Here is a 17,127-nt window from a genome sequence, read left to right as displayed (position 1 = left end):
CGCTCAAGGTCGTGATCCGTTGCGGGACCACGACCCTGAGTGCAATCTTCGCGGTCAGGCGGCGACGGTGGCCTGCGCCTGCGCCGGTTCCAGTGCCTGCGCGACGATGTCCGCGACATCGGTCATCGGCTTGACTTCCAACGACTCGAGGACGTCGGCGGGAACATCGTCCAGATCCGCCTCGTTGCGCTGCGGGATGAAAACCGTTGACAGTCCGGCTCGTTGCGCCGCCAGCAGCTTCTGCTTGACGCCGCCGATCGGCAACACCCGGCCGTTGAGCGTGACCTCACCGGTCATACCGACGTCCGAGCGCACCTGCCGTCCGGTGAACATCGACACCAGTGCGGTCACCATCGTCACGCCCGCCGAGGGGCCGTCCTTCGGCACCGCGCCTGCCGGCACGTGGACGTGGATCCGCCGATCCAGCGCACGGGGGTCGACGCCCAACTGCTCGGCGTGGGAGCGCACATAGGACAGCGCGATCTGCGCCGATTCCTTCATCACGTCGCCCAACTGTCCGGTCAGGGTCAGACCCGGCTCACCGTCGGTTGCCCCGGCCTCGATGTAGAGCACATCGCCGCCGAGCCCGGTGACCGCCAGCCCGGTCGCCACCCCGGGCACCGCAGTGCGTTCGGCCGTTTCCGGCAGGAACCGCGGACGACCAAGGTACTCAACGAGATCCGGCTCATCGACAACGATCGGGCCGGCTTCGGTAGCCAGCTTCGTCGTCACCTTGCGCAGCGCCTTGGCCAGCAGCCGCTCGAACTGGCGGACCCCGGGTTCGCGGGTGTAGTCCGCGGCGATCTTGCGCAACGCGTCCTCGGACACGGCCACCTCGTCCTCGGTCAGCGCCGCCCGCTCCCGCTGCCGGGGCAGCAGGAAGTCGCGGGCGATCGCGACCTTGTCGTCTTCGGTGTAGCCGTCGAGTTGGACCAGTTCCATGCGGTCCAGCAGCGCCGACGGGATGTTCTCGATGACGTTGGCCGTCGCCAGGAACACCACGTCGGACAAATCGAGATCCAGGTCCAGGTAGTGGTCGCGGAACGTATGGTTCTGCGCCGGATCCAAGACCTCGAGCAGCGCCGCCGCGGGGTCGCCGCGGAAGTCGGAGCCGACCTTGTCGATCTCGTCGAGCAGCACAACGGGATTCATCGAACCCGCTTCGCCGATCGCCCGCACGATACGGCCGGGCAGCGCGCCGACGTAGGTGCGCCGGTGGCCGCGGATCTCGGCCTCGTCCCGCACACCGCCGAGGGCGACGCGGACGAACTTACGGTCCAGTGCCCGTGCCACGCTCTCGCCCAGCGACGTCTTGCCGACACCGGGCGGGCCGGCCAGCACCATCACCGCACCCGAACCGCGGCCGCCGACGACCTGCAGGCCTCGCTTGGCGCGCCGCGCCCGCACGGCCAGATACTCGACGATGCGCTCCTTGACGTCGTCGAGGCCGTGGTGGTCGGCGTCCAGGACCGCCCGCGCCGCCACCAGATCCGTCGCGTCCTCGGTCCGCACGTTCCACGGCAGCTCCAGCACGGTGTCCAACCAGGTGCGTATCCAGCCGCTCTCGGGGCTCTGATCGCTGGACCGCTCGAGCTTGCCGACTTCGCGCAGCGCTGCCTCGCGCACCTTCTCGGGGAGGTCGGCGGCCTCGATGCGGCTCCGGTAGTCATCAGAGGACCCGGTGCCGTCGTCATCGCCGAGTTCCTTGCGGATCGCCGCCAACTGCTGGCGCAGCAGGAATTCCTTCTGCGTCTTCTCCATTCCCTCGCGGACGTCCTCGGCGATCTTCTCGTTGACCTCGACCTCGGCCAGCTGATCGCCGGTCCACTCGATCAGCGCACGCAACCGCGCGGCCACGTCCGGGGTCTCGAGCAGCTGACGCTTCTGGACCTGCGTCAGATAAGACGCATACCCCGCGGTATCGGCCAGTGCCGAGGGGTCGGAGAGCTGGTTGACGAAGTCGATGATCTGCCACGCCTCGCGTCGCTGCAACATCGCCAGCAGCAGCTTCTTGTACTCCGCGGCGAGCTTGACTGTCTCCTCAGTCGGCTCGGCGTCCGTCACCTCGGTCACCTCGACCCACAGTGCGGCACCCGGCCCGGTGGCACCGGCGCCGATGTGCGCGCGGCCTTCGCCCCGCACGATCGCGGCGGGTCCGCCGACCATGCGGCCGACCTGCACGATCGAGGCCAGCACACCGTATGACGGATACCGGTCCCCGAGGCGCGGAGCGATCAGCAGCTCGCCGGACTCGCTGGCGCGGGTGGCGTCGACTGCGGCGCGCGCGGCCTCGTCGAGCTCGACGGGCACCACCATTCCCGGCAGCACGATCGACTCGCTCAGGAACAAGACCGGAACTGTCTTGGCTTCAGCCATCAATCCTCCAAAGTTTGAGTCTGATGCGCTCAACCTTTAGGCAGTCTGATTTGTTCCCGCGGTCGTTCACTCTGCGCGTACGGCCCGAAAGTGCGCGAACCCGGACACCCCGAAAGGGCAGGGAGCCTGCCGTTCGGGGGAAACGGCAGGCTCCCTGTTGTGGGTGGATCTCGGCGGTGGCCCTAGGCGCTGGCCTGTGCTCCCAGCACCCGCTGCAGGTCAGGCTTCATCATCTCCAGCTGCTGACCCCAGTAACCCCAGCTGTGAGTGCCCTGAGGCGGGAAATTGAACACGCCGTTCGTGCCGCCCGCGGCGACGTAGTTGTCCCGGAAGGTGACGTTGGTGCGCAACGTGAACCCTTCGAGGAACTGCGCGGCCATCAGGTTCTGACCCGCAGTACCACCGTCCAGATCCGACGGCGTACCGGTGCCGCAGTAGATCCAGATGCGGGTGTTGTTGGCCACCAACTGGCGGATGTTGACCATCGGGTCGTTGCGTTTCCACGCCAGATCCGATGAGGGACCCCACATGCTTTCGGCGTTGTACCCGCCGGCGTCTTGCATCGCCAGCCCGATCAGCATCGGCCACCAGCCCTCGGAGGGGTTGAGGAAGCCCGACAGTGATGCCGCGTAGATGAACTTCTGCGGGTGGTAGATCGTGTACGTCAGCGCGGTGCTGCCGGCCATCGAAATACCCACCACGGCATTGCCGTTCTGCGACACACCCTTGTTGGCTTCCAGCCATGCCGGCAGTTCCTGGGTCAGGAACGTCTCCCACTTGTAGGTGTAGTCCTGGCCGTTACCCCGCGACGGCTGGTACCAGTCGGTGTAGAAACTGGACTGCCCGCCGACCGGCATCACGACCGACAACCCTGACTGGTGATACCACTCGAAGGCCGGGGTGTTGATGTCCCAGCCGTTGAAATCGTCCTGGGCGCGCAGGCCGTCGAGCAGATAGACGGCGTGCGGTCCACCCCCCTGGAACTGGATCCGGATGTTGCGGTTCATCGCCGGGGAGAACACATCCAGATACTCGACGGGCAGGCCCGGGCGCGAGAAGGCTCCCGCGGTCGCCGAACCCCCGGCGAAGCCGATCAGCCCGGGCAGCGCGGCCGCCGTGAACGCGACCACCGCCATCCGGCGCAACAATTTTGTACCGGTACCTCGGCACCTCTCGAAGAACTTCATAACGGCAACCAACCCACCTTTCATCGCTTCCACAAGCAATTGCCGTTGCTGTGCAGGCGTAATGAAACACGTCCTGGCAGTGGGACTGTCGGCTCGACATGCAGTTACGACGTCGCGGTTGGCTAACGATTACGACTCGGCGAGGACTCGAGAAGCGAGGAAGTGAGCTGTTACCTGTGAGAACAGCGGTACCTATGTGGTTCGGCGAGGAGGGTCCGACACGCCGGGTCTCAGCCGGTGCAGTTGGGTGACATGCCGCGGGCCGAGTTCGCTCAGAGAACCCACGCCGAGTAGCCGCATCGTGCGGTTGACCTGCTGCGACAGGATTTCTATCGCCCGGTCGACGCCTGCCTCGCCGCCCGCCATGAGGCCGTAGAGGTAGGCGCGGCCCACCAACGTGAAACGCGCGCCGAGCGCGATTGCCGCAACGATGTCGGCGCCGGACATCACTCCGGTATCCAGCAAAATCTCTGCGTCGTCGCCGACCTCGCGTGCGACACGCGGCAGCAGGTGAAACGGCACCGGTGCACGGTCGAGTTGGCGGCCGCCGTGGTTGGACAGCACGATGCCGTCCACGCCGAGGTCGACGACCGCCCTGGCATCGTCAAGAGTTTGAATTCCCTTGACCACCAACTTGTTCGGCCACTGCTGCTTGATCCACGCGAGGTCGTCGAAGGTCACCGTCGGGTCGAACATGGTGTCGAGATACTCGGCCACGGTGCCCGGCCACCGGTCCAACGACGCGAACGACAACGGTTCGGTGGTGAGCAGGTCGAACCACCAGCGGGGGTGGGGGACCGCGTCCAGCACGGTGCGCAGTGTCAGCGTCGGCGGGATCGACATACCGTTACGGGTGTCGCGCAGACGCGCGCCCGCGACCGGCACGTCGACGGTCACGAGAAGCGTGTCGTAGCCCGCCGCTGCAGCGCGCTCGACCAGCGCCATCGACCGGTCCCGGTCCTTCCACATGTACAGCTGAAACCAGTTGCGCCCGTGCGGGTTGGCGTCCTTGACCTCTTCGATGGAGCTGGTGCCCAAGGTGGACAGCGCAAACGGGATGCCGGCGCGCGCGGCGGCGCGGGCGCCTGCGATCTCGCCCCCGGTGTGCATCAGCCGGGTGAAGCCGGTCGGCGCGATGCCGAACGGCAGCGCGACGTGGCCGCCGAGCACCGTCGCACTCGTGTCCACGCTGGCGACGTCGCGCAGAATCGCGGGGTGAAATTCGATGTCGCGGAACGCCTGCCGGGCACGCGCCAGCGACAGTTCCTCTTCGGCTGCGCCGTCGGCGTAGTCGAACGCCGCCCTGGGGGTCCTGCGTTTGGCGATGCGTCGCAGATCGTCGATCGTCAGAGCCGCCGCCAGTCTGCGCTGAGTCGCGTTGCGCTGCGGCTTCTTGAACTGCAGCAGCGGTGCCAACTCGCGGGGCCGCGGCACCCGGCGTTTCACTATGGTGCACCTGTCATTGAATCGCACAGAGTAGCTTGCCAGACTTGCCGATGAGATGGCTGACGACAAATCGGTATCTGCGGGCGATCCGTTCGACCTGCAGCGCTTCGTCGACGCTCAGCGGCCCGTGTACGAAACCGTGCTGACCGAACTGCGCGCCGGCCGCAAACGAAGCCATTGGATCTGGTTCGTGTTTCCGCAACTACGCGGCCTCGGCAGGAGCGCGATCGCGGAGCGTTACGGGATCTCCTCGCTCGCCGAGGCGAGGGCCTATCTCGGTCATGGGGTGCTGGGCCCGCGTCTGCGGGAGTGCACCGAACTGGTCGCCCGCAGCGGGCGGGGGTCGGCCGACGACTTGTTCGGGTGGCCGGACAACCTCAAGGTGCGGTCCTCGATGACACTGTTCAGCCGAGCCACCGACGACCCCGACGTTGCGGCCGTGTTCGATCAGGTGCTGACGAAGTACTACAACGGCGAACCGGACCCACTCACCGTCCAACGGCTCACCGCGGAGCGATGATCAGCCAGCCGTGCGGACCGACTTCGGTCGTGGTGACGACATCCGCCGGTGGCGCCCCCGACCCGGCGAGGACCTCACCTCGATCGAATCCGAGGTCGGGCAACGAGATCGGCAGCGCCTCGTCGTCGATGTTGAGCGCGACGATCAGCGCCTCGGACCCGGCGCGGGTCTGGTAGACGTACTGCCGGTTGGTCAACAGCAGCGCTGCGGTGCGCGCCGTGTGCAACCACGGATGGCGTCGGCGCAGCCCGATCAGGTACCGGTGCAGCCGCAGGACGTCCTCGCTGTGTTCGTCGACAGCGACCGGTGCAGTGTCGAACTCCGGGCGCACCGCGTCGTCGCCGCCGAACCTTTCCTCTTTGATTCCGCGGTAGGCGAACTCGTCACCGGCGTAGACACTCGGCGTACCGCCGGTCGTCATCTGCAGCACCAAGGCGTGCTCGAGATGGCGGATGTCGTCCAGGCGGCTGGCGATCCGGGTGACGTCGTGATTGCCGACGAATGTCGCGGGTACGAAGGTGTCGAGAAACTCGTTGTGGCGCACCAGCGCCCAATCGAGCTCGTGAAAGTTGCCGTCGTTGAGGCTGCTCCAGACGGCTTTCCACAGCTCGTACTGGGTAACCGAGTCGAAGCCCGACGCGCGCACCCGCGCTGCGTAGTCGCCGTGCAGAATCTCGGCGAGGAAGTATGCGTCGGGGAACTGTTCGCGGACCCGCGGGAGCACCTGCGCCCAGAATCGGTCCGCGACGGCGTATGCGGCGTCGAGACGCCAGCCGTCGGCGCCGCGGTGCAGCCAGTGGGTCATCACGTCGACGACGTAGTCCGCCACCGCAGGGTTGTCGTGATCCAGCGCGACCAGGTCACCGTGGCCCTCGAACACCTCGACAGCTCCGTTTCGCGTTCGGAACCACGACGTGTTGGCGAAACCGGTTCCGACATGGTTGAAGACACCGTCGAGCAACACCCGCAAGCCCCGGCGGCGCGCCTCGCCGACGAGCGCGTCGAAATCCTCGTCGTCACCGAGTCGCGCGTCGATGCGGAAGTGGTCGGTGGTGTCGTAGCCGTGGCTGCGCGAGGAGAACACCGGCCCGAGCGCGATGCCCGAGACGCCAAGCGCTATCGCGTGATCCAGCCAGTCGACGATGCGGCGCAGCCGGTGCTCCTCGGGGCCGGGTGACGGGTCGGCAGGGTAGGCGCCGACGAAGCCGAGCGGGTAGATGTGCCACCAGATGACGTGTTCGACCCAGGCCGGTTCGGGCGCCACCGCACCACGCGAAGACGCGGTCATGGCCGGAACTTCGCCTCGTAGAGGGCCTTCATCACGTCGCTGAACTCCGCGGCCGGCCCGTCGACCACGACACCGGGGGCCACCGTCGTGATCGGCAGCGGCGCGACGGGCGGGGGCGGCGCCTCCCATTCGGTCAGCCAGCGGGTCAACTGCGCCGACGACGTGGCGTACACGATGCGCCCGAGGCCGACCCAGGCGTGGCCCGCCGCGCACATCGCGCAGTGCTCCCCGGAGGTGTACACGGTTGCGGCGGCCCGCTGCTCGGGAGCCAGGTTGGCCACCGCCCAGCGGACGATCGCGAACTCCGGGTGACGGGTCTGATCACCGTCCTTGACACGGTTGCGGTCCTCGAACAGTGTCCGGCCGGTCCCGTCGACGAGCAGTGAGCCGAACGGTTCATCGCCTTCGTCGAGCGCCTCTCGCGCCAGCTCCACGCAGCGACCGAGGCGGGCGAGATCGTCGTCGCTGATGGCCACCCGTCGAAGTCTACGGATCAGTCGCAACAGGGCCGGGAGACCTCGAGCCGGCAGGCACACGAGGCGCGGATCGGCACGTCGGCGCGGGCCGCGGCGAGCGTGAGCTGTTGACCGATGACCGCCGCCTCGGCATCGCGGCCCAGCCGCTGCAGGCATTCGTGGTAGCCGTGCAGGCTCCACACGTTGTTCGGATGCTGGCACGGCCGCGGCAGCGCCGGGTCCAGCCCGAGGTCGGCGGCGTAGACCGCGGCGGCCTCCTCGACGTGACCCCGTTCGAGCAGCAGCGCGCCGTATGCGTGCCGGGTCGGCTGCATCCATCCCCAGGGTTCGTCGTAGGGCAGCGCGTCGTCGAGGTCGACAGCGCGCCGCAGATGTGTAAATGCTTCATCGTATTCACCTGTCCGGTAGGCGATCTCGCCGTCGAGCATCGCACCGGCGATCGCCAGGATGTCGAGCACGGTGTTGTTGAACAGGTACCGGCTCGCCGGAATTCGGCCGTAGGCGGCGGCGAACTCGTCACGCTCAGCGTGCGCCTGGCTCAGATTGCCCATGGCGGCGTGGGCCACACCGCGGCCGTAGTGGATCGTCGCGGCGGTGCTGCAGTACAGGTCCGTGTCCTCGGGCAGCGGCTGGGCGATCAGTTCCTCCCAGCGGCCGAACCTGACCAGCACGTGCGTGCGCAGCGGCACGAACGCCTCCAGCCAGTCGGCCATCGGCGGGGACTCGATGGCCAGAAGCTCCGGGCTGAGCTGGACCGCGAGTTCCTCGGCGGCGGCGAACGCGGTGCGCGAATTACCCTCGAACATCGCCGAATACACGACGAAATGCAGGTTGTGCGCCCGGTACAGGGAATAGAAGTTCAGCGGTCCCTCGCGTGCGACGAAGCGTCGATCCACTTCAATGGCCGACTGGTTCGCCGTCACCGAATCGTGGTAGTTGCCGCAGAGCACGTCGATGTGGCTGGGCATGTGTTGCAGGTGACCGGCGTCGGGCACCAGGTCGCGCAGCAGGTCTGCGGCGGGCAACGCATCCTGCGGGGCCGCCGACATCTCCATGGCGTGCACATAGATGTGCAGGACGCCGGGGTGTCGGCGGCCGGTTTCAGTGGCCAACGCGTCGTCGAGGATCCGCTTGGCCGCCAGCACCCGCGAGTCGGGGGCGGGCTCGCCGGTTCTGGTGTCCCACAACGCCCATGCGGTCACGTTGACCAGCGCGTCGGCGGCCAGCGCCTGAACGTCGACGTCGTCGGGGTAGGCCTCCGCCAGCGCCGCCATCGCGTCGGCATAGCGCACAGCGCCTGTATCCAGTGCCGCGGTGTCGTCCGGATCGTCAGTGGGGAAGCGCGACTGCAAGGCGTCGATCAGGCCGCGTTCCACCGCCGATGCGCGACCGTCGGCGGCGAGCCGCAACTCCATCCGGGCGCGGGCCAACGAGGCGGCGGCATCGACGCGATCGAAGGCCTCCCAGCCCTTGTTGTAATTCGGTCCGATCGCATACGCCACCCCCCAGCGGGCGATCGCGAGGGCGGCGTCCAGTTCGAGAGCCCGGTCGAAGCAGCGGACAGCCTCCTCGTGGTTGAACGCATAGGACCACACCAGGCCGCGGTCGAACCACACCTGCGCCTGCGGCGACGGCGTGTCGATCGGCCGGTGAAAGGAGCCGAGGTCGTAGTAGGTTTCGTCGTCGACCGAGATGCTCATCAACGCACGATAATTCACCGGTGCAGCGCTGACGAGTATGACGAGCAGGAACTCTCGGGCGGGCGTGCTTCGTTGTGGCCTCATGCCGACCGTCACGACATCGTTTCCGACCCTCACCGAACAAGCCGAGACATTGATCCAGCTCGGTGTGCATGACCTGGCCCGGCTGCCCGCCGGCCGGTTGCGCGAGATGTGCGCGCGGCCGGCGGGTCGGCGCGCGCTGCTGATGGTGCATCCCGAGCTGGTGCCCGCGTCCGCGTTGGCGCCGCTCGTGCGCCGCAACGCCAAGCCCGGCTTCGTGGTGTCCGACATGGACGACGTCGACGACTTCACACCCATCGAGTCGGTGCTGCTGCCGGACGACGCGCTGTATGTGGTGCGCGACCCGGATCGGGGAGACGCGATGGCGAACTGGAGTCCCGACGAAGCGCTGCCCGCCATCGTCGGCGCCGGGCGCTCGCCGTTGACACTGACCGAAGGCCTGCACTGGTTGTTGCACCAGCCCGACACGTTGCAACGCAACCGTTGCTTCATGACCATCGGATCGCGGCTGCGCAAGCCGTCGGGTGCGTTGGACGCCAGGACGCCTGCCCTGTGGATCAGCAACGGCACCGGCCGCGACGGCGCCGCCAACCGTGACGCACCGAAGGTCGGCTGGTGCTGGGCCGGCAATCGGCACACCTGGCTGGGGTTCGCCTCGACCGGCGGGCGTGAGGTACTGGGCTAGGAATTCATTCAGCCGTAGCGCGCTCGCGGATAGCGGCGATCCCGGACAGGCTACGGGTGATCGACGCGATCTCGGCGACCAGCACCCGGGCGGCGCCGTCGTCGCCGGTGAGCCCGGCTGCCCGCTCGCGCACCTGCTGGTTGGCGGCTGTCAATGCCGCGAGGTCGACGGTCCAGGGTGTCCCCGGGTTCGGTGGCGCCCCGCGCAGCGCATCGATGAAATCGTCGACGGCGGCGATGAATTCGGGGGTCAGCGACGTGGGCGGACGACTCGGCAGGTTGTCCTCCAACGCGGTGCAGGAGGTGGTGACGGCGTTCACCGCGGTGCGGTACGAGCGCAACCACCGGCGTAGCTCGCGGGACTCCATCCGGGTGGCACCCGAGGCGGCTTCGAATCCGGCGCGGGCGCGGAACGCGTGTTGCCACGCCGAGGACACGGCGTCGGCGGGGTGGTCGAGTTGGTGCACGTAAGCGCGGATGACCGTTGCGGCATAGTCGATCTCGGTTTTGAGCAGCTCGCCTGCCCGGTGATGCAGCCGGGTCAGCGCGTGGTCGGGTAGGGCCACATGGGCCACCACCGCGAGGCCGCCACCGATCACGACCGAGAACAGGCGGTCCTCGAGCGTCGCACCGGAGGTGGCGGCGTCGATCTCGAGGAGGAACACGGCGGCCGCCGCTACGGCCGCGCTGGTGGCGATGTATCCCACCCTGTTCGCGGCATATGTCGAGGCGAGGCAGAGCGTGGCCAGCACGGCGGCGAACAGTCCGGTCGGGTGCAGCAACAGTACGATCAACGAGGCAATCAGGATTCCGCTTGCGATGCCCGCCAGTCGCCCGACGCAGCGTGTGTAGGTGTGGGCGGTCTCCGGCCGCAACACCATCAACACGGTGAGCAGGATCCAATAGCCGTACACGACCGGCGCGAACCGGTCGGCTGCCGCACCGATCGCGATCGCCGCCGACAACCGGATGGCGTGCCGAAGAATCGGCGACGTCAGCGTCATATGCGCCCGCACGGCAGCAACGGCCGCGCGCAAGGGGTTGACCAGATCGGGCCGGTACAGATCGGGGAATCGCAGTTCCGCGGCTTCGTGCAATTGTTGCGAAAGTCGTTTCGCAGCAGCATCGTCTGAACTGTCGAGTGCCGCTACCGCGGTGTCCAAGCGGACCAGGGCGTGCTCGGCATCCCGCCTCGCGGTGCGGCTGTGGTCGGCGATCGCCTGCAGCACATCGGCTGCAGCCGCGAGCACCCGTGAGACCGCTTCTCGCCTGGCGTCAGGTGCGCCACGCAGCGTGCGCAACGTCGCCATGATCCGTTCGGGCACCCGATGCCCGCCGCGGTAGGCCTCGGGATGACGGCCGGCTTGCGTGTCGACGAACGCATCGCGCAACGACGGCATCAGTATCGCGGCGGCGGGGGACTTGGCGTCCTGCTCGCCCTCATGCGCAGCGAGGGCCAGTGTTCGATATGCCTCGGTCAACGCGTCACGTTGAGTGCGCCACCGCTGCGGCGGCCAGACGGCGATCAGCCCGGCCTGCACAGCGGCAGCGGCAATCGTCAGGATGGTCGGCACCAACACCGACCCCGCCGACGGCGCCAGGGGTGGCGCGATCGCCAAAACGGCGCCGGCCGCGGCGGCGACGAGGCCCGCCTTGGCCCCGACCGCCCACTGCAGTCCCGCGGCGAAGCACCACAGCGCGAGCACGGCAATGAACACGACGTCGAACGAAGAAGCCAGCGACCCGAGGAAAACCGCGGCACCCATTTCCACGGCCACGACGAGAACCCGGGTGATCCGCCCGCCGGGGCTGTCCTGCAGCGCGATGGCACCGGCGACCGCCGCAGCGCTCGCGGCCCACACCGCGGTCGCGCCCGAGTCCCACAGCAGCGCGACGGCGGCCACCGCCAACACCCCGAGCAGGCTCCTCGCCACGGCCCCCATGTCGGGCATGGTCGGCCGGAAGGCGTCGATGATCCGGCTGCGTGTGCTCACCTGTTCATTCTGACGCCTCCGCGGGTTCTCACGGCTGCAGCACACGCGTCGGATCGGTGGTGTTTGCGCCGGCGTATCCGGGTTGATTCCACGCGTCGCCGGGCGCCCGGCAGCTGCGGTGTGTCAAATATCGTGTGGCACAGGCCAAAGCTGCCGGCAACCACCGAATCCGATCCTCGACCGAATCGCCTGCGATTACGCGGGTCCGCGGATAAAGTCAGCTGACGTCTCACGAGAAGTACCGAGCGCGTCCGCGATCGCCTCCGATGGCCGGCCGCGGCAACGAAGGGAATCGTCATGAGCACGGCGGCCGAGCGTGCAGCTCAACTCGATCTGGTGGCCCGGCTGAAATCGGCCTATCCCGAACTGCCGGATGCGCCCACCCCGGATCTCCTTGATCACCACCGGATCACCGCGTACCTCAAACCCGTTCATGACGTCGGCGGCGAGCCGGATGCGCCGATGAAGTACGAGAACAAGCAGTACGAACTCTGGGAGCACATGACGTATGTGATCTGCGAGGTCCTTGCCTGGCGCGGCATCTGGCTCTCGGAGGAACGCCGCCGGATCGGCAACGTCGATGTGGGCAGGGCCGAATACCTGGGTCTGCCGTACTACGGCCGCTGGCTGTTGGCCGTCGCGCGGGTGCTCGTCGAAAAGCATCACATCGGGCTGACCGAGTTGAGCGAGCGGATGGCAGAGGTCAAGGCACGCTACGAGGGCGGCCTGGCCGGAAAGACGCTGGAAGCCAGGCCTAAGTCCGAAGGTGATGGGGCGCAGGTCAAGCGCAATGCCCATCACAAGCACGCCGTGGGCAAAGGCGACCCGCAGGTCTATGCCGGCCAGGCCGGCGAGCCGAAATTCAAGGTCGGCGACGCGGTCGTCGTGCGCGAGCTGCCGGTGATCTTCTACACCCGCACTCCGGAATACGTGCGCGGCGCCAGAGGCGAGATCGCGACCGTCGCCTATGAGAGTCCGGCGGCCGAAGACGAGACCTGGGACCGGCCGGCCAAACCGGAATGGTTCTACGTCGTGCGGTTCACCATGTCGGAGTTGTGGCACGGCTACACCGGCACCGGCGACGACGTCATTCAGACCGAGATCCCCGAACATTGGCTGGAGGCCGCCGCATGACCGGTCACGACCACGACCACGACCATGACCGCACCGTCGCGCCGATGGTCGACGAGATCACCGACTTCGAAGTCCTCGAGATCGCGCTGCGCGAACTGTGCATCGAGAAGGGCATCTTCACCGCCGAGGAGCATCGGCGCTTCACGGAGTTCGCCGAGCAGATCGGGCCGACTCCGGCGGCCACCCTGGTGGCCAGGGCATGGCTGGATCCCGAATTCAAGAAGCTGGCTCTCGCGGAACCCATGACTGCCAGCAAGGAGGTCGGCGTCGACTGGATGGAACCGACCGGCTTCGGCACACCCAGCGACTTCACCGCGTTCGAAATCCTCGCGGACACGCCGACACTGCACAACGTGATCGTCTGCGCGCTGTGCTCCTGCTACCCGCGCCCCATCCTGGGCAACTCACCCGAGTGGTACCGCACCCCGAACTACCGCAGGCGCATGGTCCGCTGGCCGCGCCAGGTGCTGGCGGAGTTCGGCCTTTATCTGCCCGACGAGATCGCCATCCGGGTACAGGATTCCAATCAGAAGCACCGGTTCATGGTGATGCCCATGCGTCCCGAGGGCACCGATGACTGGACCGAGGAACAACTCGCCGAAATCGTCACGCGTGACTGCTTGATCGGCGTCGCGCTGCCGAAAGCAGGGGTGACGACCAACGTCATCACCGACACCCGGCCGGCCGTTCACCCTGTACCGAAAGCATGAGCGGCACACCGGATTCGGCGGGCGTCGAGCGGGCAGCGATCGCACCACTGGAAGAGATCGCCGAGCGCAACCAAGTCTGGTCCCGGATGGCCGCAAAGTACGGGGTCCAGAACCCGGTACCGCCGTGGAAGACGAGCCTGGACGGGATGTGCGATGCGCTCGACCGCGCCGCCTGCGCCGCCGACATCCCGGATTTCAAGCAGCGCCGCGACGAGGAGGACGTGCTGTCGGCGACGCGGTATTCGAACCTGCCTTATCCGGAGAACCAGTTGGTGTCGCTGGCCCACTCCCTGGTGGCGCGCGGCATCATCGGTGAAGAGGAACTCCAGCAGCGCCTCGCCGCGATCCGCCAGCGGCTGGAAGCCTGAGCGCCGCCAGGCATTAAGTTCGCTTCGTGGAGAAAGTCATCATCACTCTGCGGCGGCCCGAGGCCGACGAGACGTGGTGCCAAAGGATGCGTTCGGAGGTCGCGACCGACCTGCTCGCCCTGGATCTGCCCGGGTTGGCCGTCAACGTCCGCGATGACGTCGTGCGCGACTCGTTGATGACGCTGACGACGCTGGACCCTCCGGTGGTCGGGTTCGTCAGCCTGTGGACGCAGCAGTACTACGGCTATCAGGTGATGGCCGCGGTCACGCGGCTGCTCGGGGAGGCGGACGACGTCGCCGCCTACCTGGTCACCGAATCGGTACCACTGCCCGCGCCGGACACTGCGCCCGGTGAGCGCACCGTCGGACTGGCCAACGTGGCGCTGCTGCGCAGGCCCGAGGACCTCGACGAGGCGACGTGGCGGAGGCGGTGGCACATCGACCACACGCCGGTCGCCATCGAGACACAATCGACCTTCGGCTACACCCAGAACGCGGTCGTGCACGCGCTGACGCCGGGCGCGCCACGCATAGATGCGATCGTCGAGGAGCTGTTCCCCGCAGCGGCGACCTCGGATCTGCACGCGTTCTTCGGTGCGGCCGATGACGACGAGTTGCGCAGCCGGATGGACCGCATGGTGGCCAGCACCGCAGCGTTCGGCGCCAACCGCGACGTCGACACGGTACCGACCAGTCGTTACGTCTACCGAACTCCGTTCGCCACGTCGTGATGGAGGAGCGGCGCCGCCCGGTGGGACTCGTCTCACCCGCCCGCGGCTGCCACATCGCGCAGCGCTTACGCTGCTGCCGTGGCTGACACGACCTTGCAGATCGCCGACGACAACCGGGTTCGCACACTGACCCTGAACCGGCCCGAGGTGCTCAACGCATTCAACGAGGAGATGTACTACGCGACCGCCGTCGCCCTGAGCGAGGCCGCCGCTGATCCCGAGGTCGCAGTTGTCGTGCTGACCGGTGAGGGCAGGGCGTTCAGCGCGGGCAACGATCTCGTCGAGATGCAAAGGCGCATCACCGATCCCGCGTTCAACGAGCAGGGCAGCCACTTCACCACCATGGTCGATGCGCTCGCCGACTTGCCGAAACCATTGATATGCGCCGTCAACGGTGTCGGGGTCGGTATCGGCGCAACTATCCTGGGCTACGCGGATCTGGTCTTCATGTCGACAACAGCTCGGCTCAAGACACCGTTCACCAGCCTCGGTGTCGCGCCCGAGGCCGCGTCGTCTTACTTGCTGCCGCGGCTGATGGGCCGCCAGAACGCCGCCTGGCTGCTGATGTCATCGGAGTGGGTGGATGCGGACGAGGCACAGCGAATGGGGCTGGCATGGAAGGTATGTGCGCCCGAGGAGCTGCTGCCGGAAGCTCGCCGCCACGCCGACATCCTCGCGTCTCGGCCCGTCGCGAGCCTGATGGCGGTCAAGCAGACCATCACCGCGCCGACCCGGGACGGCATCGCCGCCGCGACCGCCAGGGAGATCGAACATTTCGCGGTGTTGATGGGTGCCGCGGCGAACGCGAGCGCGCTGGCCGAGTTCACCGGTAAGCGCGAGGCGGACTAGCCGCGCGCTACCGACTGACCGCCCTCGGCGTCGGTTCGTCGACCTCGACCGCGACCTCGGCGTGCGCGGCGAGGATCGCCCGCAAGGTGCGCCGGCATCGCCCGCAGTCGCCGCCGGCGCCGCAGGCCTCGGCGATCTGCTTGGACGTGCGAGCCCCGTTGGCCACGCATTCGGTGACGTCGTGGCTGGTGACTCCTGTGCAAAGGCAGACAAACATCGGTCAGCCCTGCTTCTCGACGCTCATCAGGTGGGCGAACCGACCGACGAACTGGGTCGGATAGGCGCCGAGGCCGACGTTGGACATCCACTCGGCAGCCGCGTCCGGGTGATCGATCCACTGCCTGGCTGCGACCTCGTCCTCGATTTCCTGCAGGATCATCACTTCGTGTCCGTCGTCCAGGGCGCGGTAGACCCAGATCTTGCGCACTCCGCTGCGCTTGAAGCGCTCGATCCCGTCATGCACCTTGACCATCAGCTCAGACACGTCCTCGACCGACGACATGACGCCCACCACCACCCGGCCCACGTGATCCGCGGGCGAGGGGGCGTACAGGTCGATCTTCTCGACCACTTCGCCGCCGAAGACCGGCGGAATGTCGTCGACTCCGGCGACGTCGAACCACTCGAAAACCGCCGACGAGCGCAAAACGTCGCGAATTGACCGGGCGTTGCGGATTCCAATTGTGACGAGCACGCGGTTCGGCTCCCAAATCGACGTGTAGACGACGACATGATGGGCACCAATTGATTGCAAATTATCGTGGCGCTTCTTGAGCCATTTCCACATTCGCTCGACGTCATCGACTCGAAAGTCGCATGCGAGAATCAGCGAGTGCAGATCGTACTCACTCATCGATTCTCACCGCCTGTCTCGACTCCGGTCCAATGGTTAGCGCAGTCTAACCTTACTTAGCCTAGGCAGTCCAGACTAGGGCCCGCATCAGGCCCTCGAGGCGTCGCGACGGCTTGTCATTGAGCCGAAAACACGCCCCGCGCAAGCATTAAAGCGCGCTTGTCGGCCATAACTGGACTAGTTTGGAAGGTGCACAATCGAAGCGATGCCTGACCAGCCCTCAAGTGCCCTAGGAGCCACCATGCAAGGCGATCCGGACGTCCTGAAATTGCTCAACGAGCAATTGACGAGCGAACTCACAGCCATTAACCAGTATTTCCTGCATTCGAAGATGCAAGCGAATTGGGGCTTCACCGAACTCGCCGAATACACGCGTAAAGAGTCGTTCGAAGAAATGAATCATGCGGAGGACATCACCAACCGCATTCTCATGTTGGACGGCCTGCCCAACTATCAGCGGTTGTTCTCCCTGCGCATCGGTCAGACCCTGCGTGAGCAGTTCGAGGCCGACCTGGCGATCGAGTACGAGGTGCTGGAGCGCCTGCGTCCGGGCATCATCATGTGCCGCGACAAGGGCGACGCCACCTCGGCCACCGTGCTGGAGAAGATCCTGTCCAACGAGGAAGAGCACATCGACTACCTCGAGACCCAGCTGCAGCTGATGGACAAGCTCGGCGACGAGCTCTACGCGGCACAGTGTGTGTCGCGTCCGCCGACCGCCTTATAGCCGGCCAGCTTTCTTTTCCCCCGCGAGCGTGCGCGTTTGCGC

General features: G+C 66.9%; 17 protein-coding genes. 8 read left to right on the top strand and 9 right to left on the bottom strand.

Annotation, left to right across the window (positions count from 1 at the left end; genetic code table 11):
• Positions 1-54: 54 nt before the first annotated feature.
• The 3 genes from lon to G6N18_RS03855 all read right to left on the bottom strand — a co-directional run bounded on the left by lon (position 55) and on the right by G6N18_RS03855 (position 5,009).
• Positions 55-2,376, bottom strand: coding sequence for an endopeptidase La (lon, locus tag G6N18_RS03865; protein ID WP_083002637.1), 2,322 nt, complete (start codon positions 2,374-2,376; stop codon positions 55-57).
• Positions 2,377-2,558: 182 nt separating this feature from the next.
• Entirely contained in the window at positions 2,559-3,563 is a 1,005-nt protein-coding gene (locus G6N18_RS03860; protein WP_083002640.1) for an esterase family protein, read from the bottom strand.
• A gap of 192 nt (positions 3,564-3,755) precedes the next feature.
• Positions 3,756-5,009, bottom strand: coding sequence for an alpha-hydroxy acid oxidase (locus G6N18_RS03855; RefSeq protein ID WP_083002644.1), 1,254 nt, complete (start codon positions 5,007-5,009; stop codon positions 3,756-3,758).
• 55 nt (positions 5,010-5,064) lie between these two features.
• On the opposite strand from G6N18_RS03855, the gene G6N18_RS03850 reads away from it, so the two are divergent.
• Positions 5,065-5,529, top strand: coding sequence for a DUF1810 domain-containing protein (locus tag G6N18_RS03850; protein ID WP_083002647.1), 465 nt, complete (start codon positions 5,065-5,067; stop codon positions 5,527-5,529).
• Here the strand turns inward: G6N18_RS03850 and G6N18_RS03845 are convergent.
• From G6N18_RS03845 to G6N18_RS03835, 3 genes are read right to left on the bottom strand one after another with little or no spacing between them, the layout of a single operon-like run.
• A complete protein-coding gene (locus tag G6N18_RS03845; protein WP_083002650.1) occupies positions 5,513-6,817 on the bottom strand; it encodes an alpha-amylase family protein in 1,305 nt (434 codons plus the stop codon). The genes G6N18_RS03850 and G6N18_RS03845 overlap by 17 nt on opposite strands.
• Positions 6,814-7,293, bottom strand: a complete 480-nt coding sequence (locus G6N18_RS03840; RefSeq protein ID WP_067214384.1) for a nucleoside deaminase — start codon at positions 7,291-7,293, stop codon at positions 6,814-6,816. The genes G6N18_RS03845 and G6N18_RS03840 overlap by 4 nt, the downstream gene beginning before the upstream one ends.
• Positions 7,294-7,310: 17 nt before the next feature.
• Positions 7,311-8,993, bottom strand: a complete 1,683-nt coding sequence (locus G6N18_RS03835; RefSeq protein WP_083002818.1) for a tetratricopeptide repeat protein — start codon at positions 8,991-8,993, stop codon at positions 7,311-7,313.
• A gap of 82 nt (positions 8,994-9,075) precedes the next feature.
• On the opposite strand from G6N18_RS03835, the gene G6N18_RS03830 reads away from it, so the two are divergent.
• Positions 9,076-9,720, top strand: coding sequence for a DUF5701 family protein (locus G6N18_RS03830; RefSeq protein ID WP_083002653.1), 645 nt, complete (start codon positions 9,076-9,078; stop codon positions 9,718-9,720).
• A gap of 4 nt (positions 9,721-9,724) precedes the next feature.
• On the opposite strand, the gene G6N18_RS03825 is transcribed toward G6N18_RS03830, so the two are convergent.
• On the bottom strand, positions 9,725-11,671 hold the full coding sequence (locus G6N18_RS03825) for an FUSC family protein (RefSeq protein ID WP_109749475.1): 1,947 nt from the start codon (positions 11,669-11,671) through the stop codon (positions 9,725-9,727).
• A 339-nt stretch (positions 11,672-12,010) separates the two neighbouring features.
• Between G6N18_RS03825 and G6N18_RS03820 the strand changes: the two genes are divergently transcribed.
• The 5 genes from G6N18_RS03820 (at position 12,011) to G6N18_RS03800 (ending at position 15,505) form a co-directional block, all read left to right on the top strand.
• Entirely contained in the window at positions 12,011-12,847 is an 837-nt protein-coding gene (locus G6N18_RS03820; RefSeq protein WP_067224335.1) for an SH3-like domain-containing protein, read from the top strand.
• Positions 12,844-13,557, top strand: coding sequence for a thiocyanate hydrolase subunit gamma (gene scnC / locus G6N18_RS03815; RefSeq protein WP_067224337.1), 714 nt, complete (start codon positions 12,844-12,846; stop codon positions 13,555-13,557). Before G6N18_RS03820 ends, scnC begins: the two co-directional genes overlap by 4 nt.
• Positions 13,554-13,925 carry a thiocyanate hydrolase gene (locus G6N18_RS03810; protein ID WP_083002655.1) on the top strand — a complete coding sequence of 124 codons (372 nt, stop codon included), beginning with the start codon at positions 13,554-13,556 and terminating at the stop codon, positions 13,923-13,925. Before scnC ends, G6N18_RS03810 begins: the two co-directional genes overlap by 4 nt.
• A gap of 26 nt (positions 13,926-13,951) precedes the next feature.
• On the top strand, positions 13,952-14,656 hold the full coding sequence (locus G6N18_RS03805; protein ID WP_083002658.1) for an EthD domain-containing protein: 705 nt from the start codon (positions 13,952-13,954) through the stop codon (positions 14,654-14,656).
• 78 nt (positions 14,657-14,734) lie between these two features.
• Positions 14,735-15,505 carry an enoyl-CoA hydratase/isomerase family protein gene (locus tag G6N18_RS03800; protein ID WP_083002661.1) on the top strand — a complete coding sequence of 257 codons (771 nt, stop codon included), beginning with the start codon at positions 14,735-14,737 and terminating at the stop codon, positions 15,503-15,505.
• 7 nt (positions 15,506-15,512) lie between these two features.
• On the opposite strand, the gene G6N18_RS03795 is transcribed toward G6N18_RS03800, so the two are convergent.
• On the bottom strand, positions 15,513-15,722 hold the full coding sequence (locus G6N18_RS03795) for a (2Fe-2S)-binding protein (protein ID WP_067224347.1): 210 nt from the start codon (positions 15,720-15,722) through the stop codon (positions 15,513-15,515).
• A gap of 3 nt (positions 15,723-15,725) precedes the next feature.
• On the bottom strand, positions 15,726-16,358 hold the full coding sequence (locus G6N18_RS03790; protein ID WP_067224350.1) for a fatty-acid--CoA ligase: 633 nt from the start codon (positions 16,356-16,358) through the stop codon (positions 15,726-15,728).
• Between the two features lie 241 nt (positions 16,359-16,599).
• On the opposite strand from G6N18_RS03790, the gene bfr reads away from it, so the two are divergent.
• A complete protein-coding gene (gene bfr / locus G6N18_RS03785; protein WP_067224352.1) occupies positions 16,600-17,085 on the top strand; it encodes a bacterioferritin in 486 nt (161 codons plus the stop codon).
• The last annotated feature ends 42 nt before the right edge of the window (positions 17,086-17,127 follow it).

Source organism: Mycolicibacterium celeriflavum (assembly GCF_010731795.1).
In the GTDB taxonomy this organism is placed as follows: domain Bacteria; phylum Actinomycetota; class Actinomycetes; order Mycobacteriales; family Mycobacteriaceae; genus Mycobacterium; species Mycobacterium celeriflavum.
This window is presented reverse-complemented; position numbering and strand designations above follow the sequence as displayed.